This is a genomic window from Pontibacter locisalis (genome assembly GCF_042684605.1).
GTDB lineage: Bacteria > Bacteroidota > Bacteroidia > Cytophagales > Hymenobacteraceae > Pontibacter > Pontibacter locisalis.
In genome coordinates this window covers 59,904-75,766 of record NZ_JBHULU010000012.1, presented here as the reverse complement: position 1 = coordinate 75,766, position 15,863 = coordinate 59,904, and the positions used below count along the sequence as shown (strand labels likewise).

The 15,863-nt window shown below is 47.3% G+C and carries 16 protein-coding genes; 10 read left to right on the top strand and 6 right to left on the bottom strand.

The features are described 5' to 3' along the window. Positions 1 to 40 precede the first annotated feature (40 nt). Both ACFSRY_RS08395 and dusB read right to left on the bottom strand, forming a co-directional pair. Complete coding sequence (locus tag ACFSRY_RS08395; protein ID WP_377505337.1) at positions 41 to 1,024, bottom strand: DMT family transporter; 984 nt, start codon at positions 1,022 to 1,024, stop codon at positions 41 to 43. Positions 1,025 to 1,086: 62 nt separating this feature from the next. Further along, a complete protein-coding gene (gene dusB / locus ACFSRY_RS08390; protein WP_377505333.1) occupies positions 1,087 to 2,076 on the bottom strand; it encodes a tRNA dihydrouridine synthase DusB in 990 nt (329 codons plus the stop codon). Positions 2,077 to 2,129: 53 nt separating this feature from the next. On the opposite strand from dusB, the gene ACFSRY_RS08385 reads away from it, so the two are divergent. The 4 genes from ACFSRY_RS08385 (at position 2,130) to ACFSRY_RS08370 (ending at position 6,176) form a co-directional block, all read left to right on the top strand. Beyond that, on the top strand, positions 2,130 to 3,104 hold the full coding sequence (locus ACFSRY_RS08385) for a CPBP family intramembrane glutamic endopeptidase (protein WP_377505330.1): 975 nt from the start codon (positions 2,130 to 2,132) through the stop codon (positions 3,102 to 3,104). Positions 3,105 to 3,172: 68 nt separating this feature from the next. Next, positions 3,173 to 4,000, top strand: coding sequence for a phosphatidate cytidylyltransferase (locus ACFSRY_RS08380; protein ID WP_377505327.1), 828 nt, complete (start codon positions 3,173 to 3,175; stop codon positions 3,998 to 4,000). A 96-nt stretch (positions 4,001 to 4,096) separates the two neighbouring features. After that, positions 4,097 to 5,371 carry a Glu/Leu/Phe/Val family dehydrogenase gene (locus tag ACFSRY_RS08375; protein WP_377506189.1) on the top strand — a complete coding sequence of 425 codons (1,275 nt, stop codon included), beginning with the start codon at positions 4,097 to 4,099 and terminating at the stop codon, positions 5,369 to 5,371. A gap of 121 nt (positions 5,372 to 5,492) precedes the next feature. Beyond that, positions 5,493 to 6,176: a phosphatidylserine decarboxylase family protein gene (locus ACFSRY_RS08370; RefSeq protein ID WP_377505324.1), complete on the top strand. Its 684-nt coding sequence runs from the start codon at positions 5,493 to 5,495 to the stop codon at positions 6,174 to 6,176. A 139-nt stretch (positions 6,177 to 6,315) separates the two neighbouring features. Here ACFSRY_RS08370 and ACFSRY_RS08365 read toward each other — a convergent pair whose 3' ends face one another. Continuing rightward, positions 6,316 to 6,798, bottom strand: coding sequence for a GAF domain-containing protein (locus tag ACFSRY_RS08365; protein WP_377505321.1), 483 nt, complete (start codon positions 6,796 to 6,798; stop codon positions 6,316 to 6,318). A gap of 56 nt (positions 6,799 to 6,854) precedes the next feature. Continuing rightward, on the bottom strand, positions 6,855 to 7,892 hold the full coding sequence (ribD, locus tag ACFSRY_RS08360) for a bifunctional diaminohydroxyphosphoribosylaminopyrimidine deaminase/5-amino-6-(5-phosphoribosylamino)uracil reductase RibD (RefSeq protein WP_377505318.1): 1,038 nt from the start codon (positions 7,890 to 7,892) through the stop codon (positions 6,855 to 6,857). Between the two features lie 168 nt (positions 7,893 to 8,060). Here ribD and prmC point away from each other — a divergent pair, with 168 nt between their 5' ends. From prmC to rfbA, 5 genes are all read left to right on the top strand, one after another. Further along, on the top strand, positions 8,061 to 8,915 hold the full coding sequence (gene prmC / locus ACFSRY_RS08355) for a peptide chain release factor N(5)-glutamine methyltransferase (RefSeq protein WP_377505314.1): 855 nt from the start codon (positions 8,061 to 8,063) through the stop codon (positions 8,913 to 8,915). Positions 8,916 to 9,002: 87 nt separating this feature from the next. Continuing rightward, positions 9,003 to 9,587, top strand: coding sequence for an acyltransferase (locus tag ACFSRY_RS08350; protein ID WP_377505311.1), 585 nt, complete (start codon positions 9,003 to 9,005; stop codon positions 9,585 to 9,587). A gap of 31 nt (positions 9,588 to 9,618) precedes the next feature. After that, positions 9,619 to 10,662 (top strand): UDP-glucose 4-epimerase GalE, encoded by a 1,044-nt coding sequence (gene galE, locus ACFSRY_RS08345; protein ID WP_377505308.1) that lies wholly within the window; start codon positions 9,619 to 9,621, stop codon positions 10,660 to 10,662. Beyond that, positions 10,659 to 11,708 (top strand): dTDP-glucose 4,6-dehydratase, encoded by a 1,050-nt coding sequence (gene rfbB / locus ACFSRY_RS08340; RefSeq protein WP_377505305.1) that lies wholly within the window; start codon positions 10,659 to 10,661, stop codon positions 11,706 to 11,708. Before galE ends, rfbB begins: the two co-directional genes overlap by 4 nt. A 105-nt stretch (positions 11,709 to 11,813) precedes the next feature. After that, complete coding sequence (gene rfbA, locus ACFSRY_RS08335) at positions 11,814 to 12,674, top strand: glucose-1-phosphate thymidylyltransferase RfbA (RefSeq protein ID WP_377505302.1); 861 nt, start codon at positions 11,814 to 11,816, stop codon at positions 12,672 to 12,674. Between the two features lie 57 nt (positions 12,675 to 12,731). Here the strand turns inward: rfbA and chrA are convergent, their stop codons facing one another. Both chrA and ACFSRY_RS08325 read right to left on the bottom strand, forming a co-directional pair. Further along, a complete protein-coding gene (chrA, locus tag ACFSRY_RS08330) occupies positions 12,732 to 13,904 on the bottom strand; it encodes a chromate efflux transporter (RefSeq protein ID WP_377505299.1) in 1,173 nt (390 codons plus the stop codon). Positions 13,905 to 13,971: 67 nt separating this feature from the next. Further along, positions 13,972 to 14,955 carry an isopenicillin N synthase family dioxygenase gene (locus tag ACFSRY_RS08325; RefSeq protein ID WP_377505296.1) on the bottom strand — a complete coding sequence of 328 codons (984 nt, stop codon included), beginning with the start codon at positions 14,953 to 14,955 and terminating at the stop codon, positions 13,972 to 13,974. A 122-nt stretch (positions 14,956 to 15,077) separates the two neighbouring features. Between ACFSRY_RS08325 and ACFSRY_RS08320 the strand changes: the two genes are divergently transcribed. Further along, positions 15,078 to 15,863, top strand: a 786-nt coding sequence (locus ACFSRY_RS08320) for a hypothetical protein (RefSeq protein WP_377505293.1), incomplete at its 3' end; no start/stop codon positions are given.

The window sequence follows — 15,863 nt, the reverse complement described above, 5'->3', positions numbered from 1 at the left end:
TGTTAACAGCTGCCCCCATTCTTTTTATAAAGCCAAGTACTTACTTCGCCCTGTTTACTATAAATACTCCTATTAAAATAACAACCATTCCGAGGTAGTGCCACAATTGTATGGTCTCTCCATCTAACACGCCCCACATAAGTGCTACAATTGGAATCAGGTAGGTAGAGGAACTGGCAAAAAGGGTAGTAGATATGTGGATGAGCTTGTTAAATAACACTAACCCAACTGCAGTGCTAAACACGGCAAGTATGGCAATGTACATCAATGCTTCCCAGGCGCCGGGTGTGTACTGCAGTTTTTGCACTACATCTGTGGTAAACAGATAAACAAAAGCAAAAGGGGCAACGGTAAGCAGGGCCATGCTCGACATTACCAACGGCTTCATTCCTTGCAGGCGATGCTTTATAATATTCACGCTGCCGCCGTAGCAAATAGTGGCTACTACAATATAAAGGCCATAATACTTATTGTCCATGTCGGCGCTGCCATTACCGGAAAAAATAAGAACAGCTGTGCCCACTATGCCTATGATAATACCAAGCATTCGCATCCAGGTAATAGACTGGCTGAAGAAGATAGCCCCAACCAGCAAAGTAAATAAGGCGGTCAGGGAGTTAAGAACACCAGCAAGTCCGCTTGCCAGGCGGGTTTCAGCATAGGCGAACAGGAACGCCGGTAGCAGGTTCCCTAATACACCGCTGCCAGCCAGATATTTCCAACGATGCGGTTCCACTTTCCGAAGATGCATTACAGCGAAAGGGGAAAGCGTTAGAAAAGCGATTGCAATTCTTAATGCTCCCAACTCACCCGAAGAATAAACAATAAGTCCCTTTTTGATAAGGATAAAGGAAGTACCCCAGATCAGGGCAAGTATAATAATAAGAAACCAGGCCAGTGCTGGTGTACTGGTTGCTGCGGCTTCTGACTTATGTTGAGTTGCTGTTTTGATAGCTGTAAAACTAAAAGTTAAAGATGTATTAAGATCAGAGGAGGGGAAAATATAAAAGAGTTGGGGCTTCAACTAAATTGTGCAATCCCCAACTCTTAAATTATCGGAAAAGTAGTACTTTGATTTTAGCTTATCTAAACCTCTTCGTAGGCCATGGTCTGAGCTATCTCATCTAAGGTGTCATAGATCTCCTGAATATCCTCAGACTGCACCAGGCGCATTCGCAGCGGTTTAAAGTGCGGCAGACCACGGAAATAGTTCGTGTAGTGGCGGCGCATCTCGAATATACCCAGCTTATCCCCCTTCCATTCCAAAGAATGAGTAAAATGCTGGCGACACACTTCCACACGTTCTTCAAGGGTAGGACCCGGCAAAGTCTCACCGGTTGCCATATAATGTTTGATCTCATTAAAGATCCAGGGATATCCAATGCTGGCACGGCCTATCATAATCCCATCCACACCATACCTGTTGCGATACTCCAGTGCCTTCTGCGGAGAATCAATATCGCCGTTGCCGAAGATCGGGATCTTCATGCGCGGATTATTCTTAACTTCTCCGATCAAGGTCCAGTCAGCTTCGCCTTTGTACATCTGCACCCGTGTACGGCCATGTATGCTTAACGCCTGGATACCTATATCCTGTAACCTTTCGGCTGTATCTACAATGTACTTTGTGTTTTCGTCCCAGCCGAGGCGCGTTTTTACTGTAACCGGCAGATTTGTGGCTTTCACAATTTCTTCGGTCATCTTCACCATCTTGGGTATATCACGTAGCAACGCTGCGCCTGCGCCCTTACAAGCTACGTTTTTTACCGGGCAACCGTAGTTGATGTCAATCAGGTCTGGGCCAGCCTGTGCAGACACAATAGCTGCCTCGCGCATAGACTCTATATCAGATCCGAAAATCTGAATTCCTATAGGACGCTCGTAATCAAAAATGTCAAGTTTTTGCACACTTTTAGCGGCATCGCGTATCAAACCCTCAGACGAAATGAATTCAGTGTACATAAGGTCAGCTCCGTTGGCTTTGCACACTTTACGGAACGGCGGATCGCTCACGTCTTCCATGGGTGCCAGCAGCAGCGGAAACTCACCTAATTCTATGTTCGCTATCTTTACCAAAGCAAAATTTAAATTTTAGCGTAAATTTACGTCAATTAAACCTAATCTACTCTATGAAAGGTTTCATATCCAAAGATCTACACCCATTTTGGGTAATTTTACTGCTGCTGGCTTTCATGACAGCAGGTTATTTTGTAGCAAGTTTTATCTATAGTTTACTTGTTAACTGGATCTTTGGAATCAGTATTTTTGAACTGGTAGAGGTTGTAGAAAATCCTGCGGCACATCCAAATGGCGTTAGTGCCATGCTGATGTTCCAGGGGATAGTACAGTTCTTTTCTTTTGTGATTGCCCCGTTGTATTTGCTGAAAGCCTTTGGGTATAACCTGGATACTTACCTTAGTTGGAAGGTGAAGCCAGGGGTAGGTCTGGTGCTTCTAAGCGGTTTGTTGATCATACTGATCATGCCGGCGAACTCGATCATCATCGATTGGAACGCCAACATGGAACTGCCTGCTTTCATGGAAGAGTTCACCCGGTGGGCCAGAGCGAAAGAGGATGAACTGGCAGAGCTTACCAAACTGATCGCTGACTTTAGTACAGTGCCAAAATTATTGGTAGGTCTTTTAGTTATTGCGGCTATTCCTGCTGTTGGAGAAGAGCTAGTGTTCAGAGGTGTGCTACAACGGCAAATTCATCGCTGGACAGGTAACACGCATGTGGCTATTTGGGTGGCGGCGATCGTGTTTGCTGCCATTCACATGCAGTTCTTTGGCTTTGTTCCCCGTGCTATTTTTGGCGCTCTTTTCGGATATCTTTACTTTTGGTCTGGTCGCATAATTGTTCCGATAATAGCGCACTTTGTTAACAATGGTTTTACGGTACTGCTGCTTTACTTACAGCAGACCGGGCAAATAGATTTTGATGTAGAAAGTACAGAAGCAATGCCCTGGGTAAGTGTGGCGCTATCACTTGTCCTGAGCATAGGTGTTCTCTACTTCCTGTATCAGCAGTTTACGCCACTGCCTGTGCGAACCGAAAGTATTGCTGAGGCAGAGTCTGGTATCCGGACGGAAGACGAAGTTTAGCGGCTATCGTAGCCTTTTTTTAATTGAACTAAACCCACACCTGTCGCTGAGCCGGCAAAACCCTTTTCATGAGTAAGAAAATATCCACACTCAGTAATCTTAGTCAAAGAGTTATAGTAGGGGTGCTGGGCGCCGCCATATTTGTAGGAAGTATAGTGTTTGGAGAGTGGACTTACTTTCTCCTCTTCTTGGGGCTCACGCTACTGGGAATTTATGAGTTTTATGCTTTGGTGCGTGTGCAGGGAATAAGACCGCACCGTGGTGCAGGTATAAGTTTAGGAGCCTTGTTCTTCGTCTCCATGTTTTTGGTAGAAAAAGAGATGATGCCACCAGAGTTACTCTTTCTTTCATTGCCTGTGCTTTTTCTGATATTCATACTGGAGCTTTACAGGAAGCAGCCCCAGCCGTTCACAAATATTGCCTTCACATTTCTGGGTGTTATGTATGTGGCAGCTCCTTTTGGGTTGTTGCACACAATAGGCTTTTTAGATGAGGAGTATAGCTGGCAGCCAATTTTGGGGGTAATGCTCCTGATCTGGGCTTCTGATACCGGAGGGTACATCTTTGGAAAGAATTTCGGAAAGAATAAGCTGTTCAAGCGTATCTCACCAGGTAAGACATGGGAAGGCTGGGCGGGAGGCACATTATTGGCTATTGTAGTGGGCTATCTACTTTCTTTCTTTTTTACAAACCTGGAGCTGTATCAGTGGATAGGCGTTGCCATAATTGTCGCTGTTTTTGGTGTTCTGGGCGACTTAACTGAATCATTGTTGAAACGTAGCCTGGGGGTTAAAGACTCCGGTACATTACTGCCCGGACACGGAGGGTTATTGGACCGTTTTGACAGCCTTTTAATGGCAATTCCGTTTATCGTAGCTTTCCTGAAAATCTTCTGAAAAAATTTTGATTGCCCCCTTAGGAGGTTGTGTGGATAATTCTCAACTTTACCGCCTGAATTAATAATCACTCACCGCTAAATTTTATAGTAGATGATGTTATACAAAGAGCCTGCACCGATCAAGGACAGAGAAAATCCTTTCGAGTCGATGATGTCGCGCTTCAATATTGCTGCTGAGGTGCTGGGACTGGATGAAGAAACGTACAACGTCCTGAAGTCTCCTGCTCGCCAGGTGATCGTAAACGTTCCTGTTACGATGGATGATGGCAAAGTGCGTGTGTTTGAGGGATACCGTGTAGTACACTCTACTATACTGGGCCCGTCAAAAGGTGGTATCAGATATGCTCCGGACGTGTTCCTTGATGAGGTAAAGGCACTAGCTGCCTGGATGACCTGGAAATGCGCTGTAGTGGATATTCCTTATGGTGGTGCAAAAGGTGGTATCATCTGCGACCCATATTCTATGTCTGCCGGCGAGATCGAGCGTCTAACAAGAGCTTACACAGCTTCTCTGGTAGACCTTTTCGGTCCTGACCAGGATATTCCTGCACCAGACATGGGTACAGGTCCCCGTGAGATGGCCTGGTTGATGGACGAGTACTCTAAAACAAAGAATTCAACTGTACACGCTGTAGTAACTGGTAAGCCGCTTGTGCTTGGTGGTTCACTTGGTCGTGTGGAGGCAACGGGTCGTGGTGTAATGGTTTCGGCTATGGCTGCGATGGATAAGTTGGGCATGGACCCTGCTAAATCTACTGCTGTTGTGCAGGGCTTTGGTAACGTAGGTTCATGGGCTGCTAAGCTTATGGCTGAGCGTGGTGTTAAAATTCTTGGTATCAGCGATGTAAGCGGAGCTTACTGGAATGATAACGGTATTGACATTGAGGGAGCCATTGAATACAAGAATGCCCATAATGGCCGCTTAGAAGGTTACAAAGGTGCTGAGCAGATGGATCCGGATGAGCTGCTCACTGCCAAAGTTGATGTACTAGTGCCGGCTGCTGTAGAAGATGTTATCACCATTAAGAATGTGGATAAAATCCAGGCTCGCCTGATTGTGGAGGGTGCAAACGGACCAACTTCTTATAAAGCAGATAACATCATCAACGAAAAAGGTATCATGGTAGTGCCGGATATCCTGGCAAACTCTGGAGGTGTAACCGTATCATACTTCGAGTGGGTGCAAAACCGTATGGGCTTTAAGTGGACGCTGGATCGCGTGAACGAGCGTGCTGAGCGTATTATGAATGAGTCTTTTGAGCGTGTATATGCTGCATCTCAGAAATATAATGTGCCTATGCGTATCGCTGCTTACATCGTAGCTATTGATAAGGTAGCCATGACGTATAAGTACCGTGGTGGTTTCTAAGAGAACATTTTTGTAAGAATAAGCAAAACTTTATATAATTTTGACACAGGATAATAGCTCATCCACGTAACTGGATGAGCTATTATAAGTTATAAAAGTACCTGGGGCAAACATAACCAAGATGAAAATTCACAAAGAAGGACGAAAAATTTTATTTTTTACATTATTGATCTTACTGGTGTTGAACCTGCTGCTTTACCAATTCAACGCTGAAAACAATACCTTTAACCGAATCTTCTCTGGTGTTTCCGTAGTACTTTTCCTGCTGATCCTGCAGTTCTTCCGAAGCCCTTATCGTAATCTATTATTACACGAGGATTTGCTTGTGGCGCCTGCCGATGGTAAAGTAGTGGTGATAGAGGAAGTAGAAGAGCCAGAGTATTTCAAAGATAAGCGTAAGCAGATCTCTATCTTTATGTCACCGATCAATGTGCACATCACACGGAATCCGGTTTCAGGTATCGTAAAGTATTTTAAGTATCATCCGGGTAATTATTTTGTAGCCTGGCACCCGAAGTCAAGCACGCAGAATGAGCGTACCACGGTAGTGGTAGAGTCCACTGGCGGTCCTGAGGTTCTGTTCAGGCAAATTGCCGGCGCTATGGCGCGTCGTATTGTGTGGTATGTGAACACCGGTGACGAGGTAAGCCAGGGAGAGGAATTTGGCTTTATTAAGTTCGGTTCACGTGTTGATATCTTCGTGCCCCTTGATACAGAGATAAAGGTTGAGCTTGGTCAGAAAACAAAAGGCGGACAAACAGTTATTGCCCAGTTAAAGACAGAGGCACCAACATTCTTCGGATAGGAGATTTCTGCAAAAATAACTTACAGAACAGGAAGGCCGCTGCAAGAATAGATTGCAGCGGCCTTCCTGTTTTAATTTCTAAGAGTTGCGTTTGAACTGAATATAGAAGAGTAGGAAAGGGTGCTTCCTCGTTTGATCACTAATACCAGCTTTCTATTAATTTCATCAACTGCTCCAGGTATTTCTGGTCCACTTCATCAAAATCATTAAGCTTATCGCTGTCAACATCGAGCACCAGTTTTACTTCTCCATCTTTAATGGCTGGTAGCACTATTTCTGATTTCGAATCGCTGCTACAGGCAATATGACCAGGGAAAGCCTCTACATCTGGAACTAAGATTGTCTCCTGACGAGTATAGCAGGCACCGCATACCCCTTTGTGATATGGAATACGTGTGCAGGCAACAGGGCCCTGAAAAGGTCCGAGAACCAACTGCCCTTCCTTATTAAAATAAACGCCTACCCAAAAGAAGCCCAACCCTTGTTTCAGAGCAGCTACCATGTTAGAGATGTTAGCGATCAGATCTGACTCTCCGGTTACCAATGCTTCGATCTGCGGAAGCAGCGCTTTATACTTCTCCTCTTTGCTGAGGTTCTGGTCTACTAAAAGTGATTCGGCCATGGATGAATGTTAAATAAGTGATTAGTGAATGACTGAATTATTTGAATTATTGATTATTAAACGTTTAGGTAGTGCAGCAACCTATCTGGTCCTAAGGTTTGAGCTTCATTTAACCTGCCAAAGGTCATGTTAGGAGCTTTGATGCCAGATGCCAATGTTTTATACTTGCTTTTGAAAACCACTGCCTCATCCCAAAGGTTTGTCTGCAGCAGGCTCTCAAGCAGAAAAGTACCCCCTTCTACCATTATAGACAAAACATTGCGCTGATGCAGGTCCTGCATGATCTGCGGAAGCATCAGTTCCTCCTCCTGTAACTTTACAAAATGTAGGTTATCCTGCTCTTCCTGCTTTTGGAAATTATACACTATAGTAGGCTGGCTTTTATCAAACAAATGCAGCTCTTTGGGCAGTAGCAGTTGCTTGTCAATTATCAGGCGCAACGGATTTTTGCCACCCCACAAACGCGTGTTCAGGCGCGGATTATCATAAAGAGCGGTACGACTGCCGACCATGATAGCCTGCTCCTCGGAGCGCCATTTGTGTACAAGGCGCTGCGCCAGTTTACCGCTGATCTGCTCCTGTTTAAAATTAGCGGCAGCTATAAAACCGTCGGCTGTTTCAGCCCATTTCAGAAGTATAAAAGGGCGTTGTTTGCTGTGAAAGGTAAAGAAACGTTTGTTCAATTCCAGCCCTTCATCCTCCAGTACACCAACCTTTACCTGAGCTCCGGCCTCAAATAGTTTCTTAATGCCTCTGCCTGCTACCACCGGATTAGGATCCGTGTTACAGACAACCACGTCCCTCACTCCGCTACTGATCAGCAGGTCGGCGCAGGGTGGTGTTTTGCCAAAGTGGGAGCAAGGCTCAAGCGTAACACAGACGGTACTATTGGGCAGCAGGCTTTTGTCCTGTACGGCGGTAATGGCGTTCACCTCTGCGTGAGGTCCGCCATACTGCTTATGCCATCCTTCCCCAATAATCTGTCCCTGGTGCACTACTACGCAGCCTACCATTGGGTTCGGGTTAACAGAGCCGCTTCCCAGCCTGGCAAGTTCCAGGGCACGCCGCATGTACAGTTCATCAGATGAGGTCACAAAGAGATAAATGTAATGTTAGAAGTTATGGATATAAAACTAAATAGCGTAAGCTGTACCTGAGTCTTTCAGACAATGTCAACATCAGCTCGTACTACTTAATGCAGGACTCATAACTGTAAAATTTTTACTTTTGCAAAGATACCTAAATCTAAATAAAGTATAACCGTGGCTACTATCCAGGAACTGCAGTATTTTATCCGCGAGAACATAAACGAAGTTTATCCGGAGCCGGAGGCCGGAGCCATTGCGCAGCTGGTGCTGGAGCATGTGCTGCAGAAAACACGGGTACAGCTAAGTATGCAGCGGGATGACCAGGTAACGCAGGCGCAGGAGGAAGAGATAAAACAAGCTGTTGTGCGGCTGCAGAAACAGGAGCCGGTACAGTATGTGTTGGGTGTAGCTAACTTCTATGGTCTGGAACTACAGGTTGATGAACGGGTGCTGATTCCTAGGCCGGAGACGGAGGAACTGGTGGACAGAGTGATAAAGCAGCATAAGGGTAAAAATTCACTACACATACTGGATATCTGCACAGGAAGCGGCTGCATACCTTTAGCGTTGGCTGCTAATCTTGAGGCAGAGAAAGTGATGGGGCTGGAGGTTTCTGCAGGTGCCCTGGAGGTGGCTAAAGCCAATGCATCAAAGTTAAACCTGCCTGTGGAGTGGCTACAGCATGATGTGTTTGAGCCTTTAAAAAGTATAGCTCCGGAGTCACTGGATATTGTTACCAGCAACCCCCCCTATGTGCGGGAAGATGAGAAGCAGCACATGCGTGAAAATGTATTGCAGTACGAACCTCATCTCGCTCTTTTCGTGCCTAATGCCGATCCTCTTAAATATTACAAACGCATTGCTGCTGTTGGCCTGGAGCTACTGAAGAAAGGTGGTAAGCTATACTTTGAAATAAATGAACAGTACGGGGCGCAGGTGGCAAAACTGCTGCTGGAGCTTGCATACAGTAAGGCTGAGGTGGTGCAGGATCTTTTTGGGAAGGATAGAATGGTAGAAGCCACAAAATAATGTGCAGCTACATGTGTAGTGAATTTGTTATATCCTGACTTACTTATACTATAAACTTGTACCTTTGTAAGTACACCTTTGAAGCCAATGGACTATTTTGCACATGATACTGCTGTAATCGACGAGGGCGCCAGAATTGGAAAGGGAACTAAAATATGGCATTTTGCACATATCATGAGTGGCTGTGTTATTGGCGATGAGTGTAACATCGGTCAGAACGTAGTGGTGTCGCCGGAGGTGGTGCTGGGGCGGAATGTGAAGGTGCAGAATAATGTTTCAATCTATACAGGCGTTACTTGTGAAGATGACGTGTTTCTGGGGCCATCCATGGTTTTTACTAACGTGATTAACCCCCGCAGTTTCGTTAATCGGAAAAGTGAGTTTAAGCCCACACCGGTAAGAAAGGGTGCAAGTATAGGTGCTAACGCCACAATTATTTGTGGAGTGGAAATCGGGCCATATGCCATGGTAGGAGCAGGGGCTTTAATCACCAAAAGCATACCTGCCTTTGCATTAGCCTATGGTGTGCCGGCGGTGCAGCAAGGGTGGGTTAGCCGCTACGGACACAAACTGGAGTTCAGTGATGAAGGTGAGGCCACTTGTCCGGAAACAGGAGAGTTGTACTTGCTCCTTGAGGGGCAGTGCAAACTGAAAGAAGATACAGGTAAATAGCATTGATCAACTTATAACAAACTTTAAAACGTTGTCTAAAGGAAAGATATTAGTAACAGGTGGAGCAGGATACATTGGCTCGCATACAGTAGTGGAGTTGGTAGAGGCAGGTTTCGAACCTGTTCTCATCGACAACTTCTCCAATTCGAAGGAAAGCGCACTGGAGGGTATAAAAGCTATACTCGGACGGGACTTAGTATGCCATAAGATTGACTGTGCCGATGCCGGGGCTCTTAAAAGTGTTTTCGAGCAGGAGCAAAATATTGCAGGCGTCATTCATTTTGCGGCCTATAAAGCAGTTGGCGAGTCTGTGGATGAACCGCTGAAGTACTACCATAACAATGTTGGTTCGCTGGTGACGCTGCTTCAAGTGATGGAGGCATTTAACGTTTTTAACCTTGTTTTCTCGTCTTCCTGCACTGTGTATGGAATACCAGAAGAGCTGCCGGTAACAGAGCAAACACCGGTTCAGAAAGCGAATTCCCCTTATGGTAACACTAAAAAAATGTGTGAGGAGATTCTTGCTGACCTTGCCAGCAGTGGCAGCCGCATGAAGAGCATTGCGTTGCGTTACTTTAATCCAATCGGGGCACATCCATCAGCCAAGATAGGGGAGCTGCCATTAGGGGTGCCAAACAACCTGGTGCCTTTTATCACTCAAACAGCCGCAGGTATTCGGGAGCAGATTACTGTATTTGGAAACGACTATAATACCTCGGATGGTACCTGTATTCGTGACTATGTGCATGTAGTAGACTTAGCAAAAGCACACGTGGTGGCTGTAGAAAGACTGTTGCAGAACAAGTCAGAGAGCATAGAGTTCTACAATGTGGGTACTGGTACAGGGAATACTGTTTTAGAGGCCATACATGCCTTTGAGCATGCTACCGGGCAAAAATTGAATTATAAGATCGGGCCTCGCCGTGCAGGTGACGTGCCTAAAATATATGCCGATGTCACCAAGGCTACCGAAGTGTTGGGCTTTAAGACAACCAGCACCTTGGAAGAAGCTATGAAAAGTGCCTGGGATTGGCAGTTATCCCTTCAAGAAGAAACAGCAAAAGCAAAAGCATGAAGATATTGATTACGGGCGGGGCGGGCTTCATTGGCTCGCACGTGGTGCGCCTTTTCGTGACAAAGTACCCGAACTACCAGGTCTACAACCTCGACAAGCTGACCTACGCCGGCAACCTGGCCAACCTGACCGACATCGAGGACAGGGAGAACTACACCTTCCTCAAGGGCGACATCGTTGACGCGGCCTTCGTGGAGGAGATCTTCTCTGAACATGGGTTTGACGCAGTGATCCACCTGGCGGCCGAGTCGCACGTGGATCGCTCCATCTCCGATCCGCTGGCCTTCGTGCAGACGAACGTGATCGGCACGGTGAACCTGCTGCACGCGGCCAAAAGGCACTGGGCAGATGATTTGGGCAGCCGCCTGTTCTACCACATCTCCACCGACGAGGTGTACGGCTCGCTGGGCGAGGACGGCCTCTTCACAGAGGAGACTCCCTACGACCCGCGCTCTCCGTACTCGGCCTCCAAGGCAAGCTCTGATCACTTTGTGCGTGCCTGGTACCATACTTATGGGCTGCCGGTGAAGATCTCCAACTGCTCCAACAACTACGGGCCGAACCACTTCCCCGAGAAGCTCATTCCGCTGGCCATCCACAACATCAAGAATGAGAAGCCGGTGCCGGTGTATGGCAAGGGCGAGAACGTGCGCGACTGGCTCTACGTGATCGACCACGCCCGCGCCATCGACATGATCTTTCATGAGGGCAAGGTGGGGGAGACCTACAACATAGGCGGCGTGAACGAGTGGAAAAACATTGATTTGATTGAGCTGCTCTGCGACGTGATGGACGAGAAGCTGGGAAGAGAGCCGGGACACTCTAGAAAGCTGATCACCTTTGTGAAAGACCGCGCCGGCCACGACCTGCGCTACGCCATCGACTCTAGTAAGCTGATGGACGAGCTGGGCTGGAAGCCGTCGGTGACCTTCGAGGAGGGCTTACGCAAGACCGTGGACTGGTACTTGGCAAACAGCGAGTGGCTGGACAACGTGACCTCCGGCAACTACCAGAGCTACTACGAGCAGCAGTACACGCACCGATAGGTGCCAATTATGAATTACGAATTATAAATTAATTGTGTATCAGCAGCGTTGCGCCATATTTTGGATGTGATGCTGCTGGTGCACAGTAAAGAATACCCGAACCTGATGAAAGGAATCATACTTGCCGGGGGCTCCGGCACCCGGCTTCACCCTTTGACGCTGGCGGTGAGCAAGCAGCTCATGCCGGTCTACGACAAGCCCATGATCTACTACCCGCTGGCCACGCTCATGCTCTCCGGCATCCGGGAGATCCTGATCATCTCCACGCCCCACGACCTGCCCATGTTCGAGCGCCTTTTGGGTGACGGGAGCCAGATTGGCTGCTCGTTCAGCTACAAGGTGCAGGAGGTGCCCAACGGGCTGGCGCAGGCCTTCGTGCTCGGGGAGGAGTTCATCGGCTCAGACAAGGTGGCCCTGATCCTGGGCGACAACATCTTCTACGGCTCGGGGATGAGCAGGCTGCTGCAGGCCAACAACGACCCGGACGGGGGCGTGGTGTACGCCTACCACGTGCACGACCCGGAGCGCTACGGGGTGGTGGCCTTCGACGGGGACCGCAACGTGATCTCCATTGAGGAGAAGCCGAAGGAGCCCAAGAGCAACTTCGCCGTGCCTGGCCTCTACTACTACGACAACGAGGTGGTGGAGATCGCAAAGGCCCTGGAGCCGAGCCCAAGGGGGGAGTACGAGATAACGGACGTGAACCGCGAGTACCTGAGGAGGGGCAAGCTGAAGGTGGGCATCCTGGACCGCGGCACGGCCTGGCTCGACACGGGTACCATACAGTCGCTGATGCAGGCGGCCACGTTCGTGCAGGTGATCGAGGAGCGGCAGGGCCTGAAGATCGGCTGCATCGAGGAGGTGGCCTGGCGTATGGGCTACATCTCGGCCGAGCAGCTGCAGCGGATCGCTGAGCCACTGAGAAAGAGCGGATACGGGGAGTACCTGCTCGGGCTGCTGAAGTAAAGAAACTCTGAAATGAATTCAAGAAAAGGTCGGCTATAGCAATTTAGCTGACCTTTTTTAATAAACTACAAAGCCAAGTAAGAGGCCAGTCAGGATAAGAATAGGAGGTGGAATTTTAGTGAACATCAGCAGGCAGAAAGTAACAACCACAATGCCAAAGTTCAGCACCGTGTTCTCAATTGGGTGGTAGAGAAGAATAGCCGCCGCTACTACCATGCCCGAACTTACGGCACTGATACCCTCCAACGAAGCACGCACAACGCGATACTTTTTCAGTTCATCCCAAAAACGAATTACAAAGAAGATCAGGAAGGTGCCTGGGAGGAAAATGCCAACCGTGGCTACAAAGGACCCGAGCAGCTGTCCGGGAATTCCAAACTTTCGCATGGCAAGATTGCCTACGAAAGAAGCAAACGAGAAAGTAGGACCGGGCAACGCTTGCACAATCGCATAACCTGACAAAAATTCTTCGCCGGTCAGGTAATGCTTGAAATCAACAAATTCTGCGTAAAGCAGCGGGATGAGTACCTGGCCTCCACCAAAAACAAGGCTACCGTTACGGTAGAAGTTCTCAAAAAGCCTGACAGGCAAAGACGAGGTAGCGCCACCAAGAACGGCTGCCGTGATCAGCACGCCTACATAAAGTATAAAGTTTGCCCACTCAATCTTTATTTTTTTGTCCTTCTCCATGGGGTGCTGTCTGAATCTTAATGCCGTGATAGCACCGCCAGCTATAAGCAACAGAGGAAATACCCAAGGTGAGCTGAAGAAATAGGCAAGTATGGCAGAGATAACCATCAGCACAATGCCAGTTTTTGTGTTCACAACCTTAGAGCTGATCATATAGGCAGCGTAAGCAACAAATCCGACTGCCATCGGCTGAATAATGTTTAGGAACTTTAATGAAATTCCCTGGTCCTGTAAGTAAGAAATAGTTAGTGCGGCTATGGCCATTATGGTGGCCGCTGGAGTAATCCAAACCAGCAAAGTAAGATAGGCCAGGTTTGGTCCTCCTATTTTAAAGCCGATTGCTGTAATTGTTTGCGTAGAAGTTGGGCCTGGTAGAATGGAGCAAAGAGCGTTTAACTCTATCAGCTCTTTCTCTGTGAGGTAGCGGCGCTTATCTACCAAGAGTTTAAACATCATAGCAATGTGCGCTTGCGGGCCTCCAAAAGCTGTTAAGGCCAACATCAGTACGTCTTTTAAAAAGATATAGTAGCGCAAACTCATGGCATAAAAATAAAAAAAGAGAGACAGCTTTTACGCTATCTCTCTTTTTTATTATTCTTGCTTGTATTTATGCTTTTTTCAGTCCAAGCTCCACCAGGCGCTCATTCAGGTATTCACCTGCTGTAGCATCAGGATATGCTTTTGGGTTCTTTTCATCAATGCAGCTCTCCAGGCAGGTAAGGTCCATTTCGGAACGAGGGTGCATGAAGAACGGAATAGAAAAACGTGAAGTATGCATTAACTCGCGCGGCGGGTTAACCACCCGGTGAATAGTAGACTTCAGCTTGTTGTTTGTTAAGCGGGCAAGCATGTCTCCAACATTTACCACCACCTGCTCTGGCAAAGCTGTAATCGGAATCCACTGGCCATCGCGGCGCAATACCTGCAGACCATCAGCACTGGCACCCATCAATAGAGTGATCAGGTTAATATCACCATGTTCTGCTGCACGTACTGCATCAGCTGGTACGCTATCCGGGTTTTCGATTGGGAAGTAGTGGATAGGGCGCAGAATGCTGTTGCCATACTTTACCTTTTCGTCGAAATAATTCTCCTCCAGGCCTAGGTGAATAGCAATGGCGCGTAAAACTTCTTTTCCTGCAGCTTCAAGTTTCCTGTAAGCTTCCAAAGTTACTTCCTTAAATTCAGGAACCTCAGCAGGGAATATGTTCTCCGGATACTCTTCTTTGATTGGATCACTGTCCGGGATGTCGCTAAGCTCCTGACCAACGTGGTAGAACTCTTTCAGGTCACCGGTGTTAAAGCCTTTTGCTTTTTCTTTTCCTTTGCCTACATAGCCGCGCTGGCCTGCAAGTTCAGGATGCTCATACTTCTCCTTTACCTCATCAGGCAAAGCGAAAAATTTTTTAGTAGCAGCATATAGCTTTTCAGTCAGGTCGTCGCTAAGACCGTGGTTGCGTAATGCGATAAAACCTATGTTTTGGTACGCGTCGCCGAGTTGCTTTACAAATCGAGCTCTTCTTTCCTTATCTCCTGATGTAAAATCAGCCAAGTCCAGGGAAGGAACCTCATCAAACAAAATGTCGCTCATATAATTCTAGCTGTATACTTTTTAGAAATCTTCACGTAGTCTTAGTGGCCCACGCGACGCGTGCAATATACGAAAAAAATAAAATCGCTAAATTAGCTGGATTGCAACTAAACATTTAAATCATGAAAAAAACGTACTTAGTTTTGGCCTCGGCCCTTGTTTTTGGATCTACAGCCTGCGACTCTACCCGCCAAGCACAGGATATGGGAGCAGATACACCTGCTGAGTCTGCAAGAGCCGAAGAGCCAATGCCTACAGGGGAAGTTATGAGTAAGGACGGAATCAAAGTTTACGGCTTTGACGACTCCCCAAAGTTCCCAGATGCGAGGCTTACTTTAAACACGCCACAAGCAGGTGGTAAAGTAGCGGCTGGTCCTGTTCAGTTTGATTATGATCTAGCTAATTATGAGCTCAGTAAAATGACTCCCGCCGAACATGCAGAACACATGGCAAATTCTTCGGAAGGGCAGCATATCCATAATATTGTAGATAATGAACCATACACCGCTCATTATAATACTGAGTTTACCAAAGAACTGGCGGAGGGCGACCACGTAATTCTTTCATTCTTATCAAGGTCTTACCATGAAAGCCTGAAGCATAAAGATGCATATGACCTACGGATGGTAACGGCAGGAAACCCATCTGAGAAAATGGAGTTCAACATGGATGCTCCGCACATGTTTTACAGCCGCCCGAAAGGAGAGTATGTAGGCAAGGATACTAAGCAAGTGATGCTGGACTTCTATCTTGTTAATACTGAACTTTCTCCTACCGGCAATAAAGTGCGTGCCACTATTAATGGTACAGAGTTTATGCTGGACAGATGGCTGCCTTATATTATGGAGGGTCTGCCAATGGGTGAGAACACAATTAAGTTGGAACTTGTGGACAGTGAAGGAAACCTG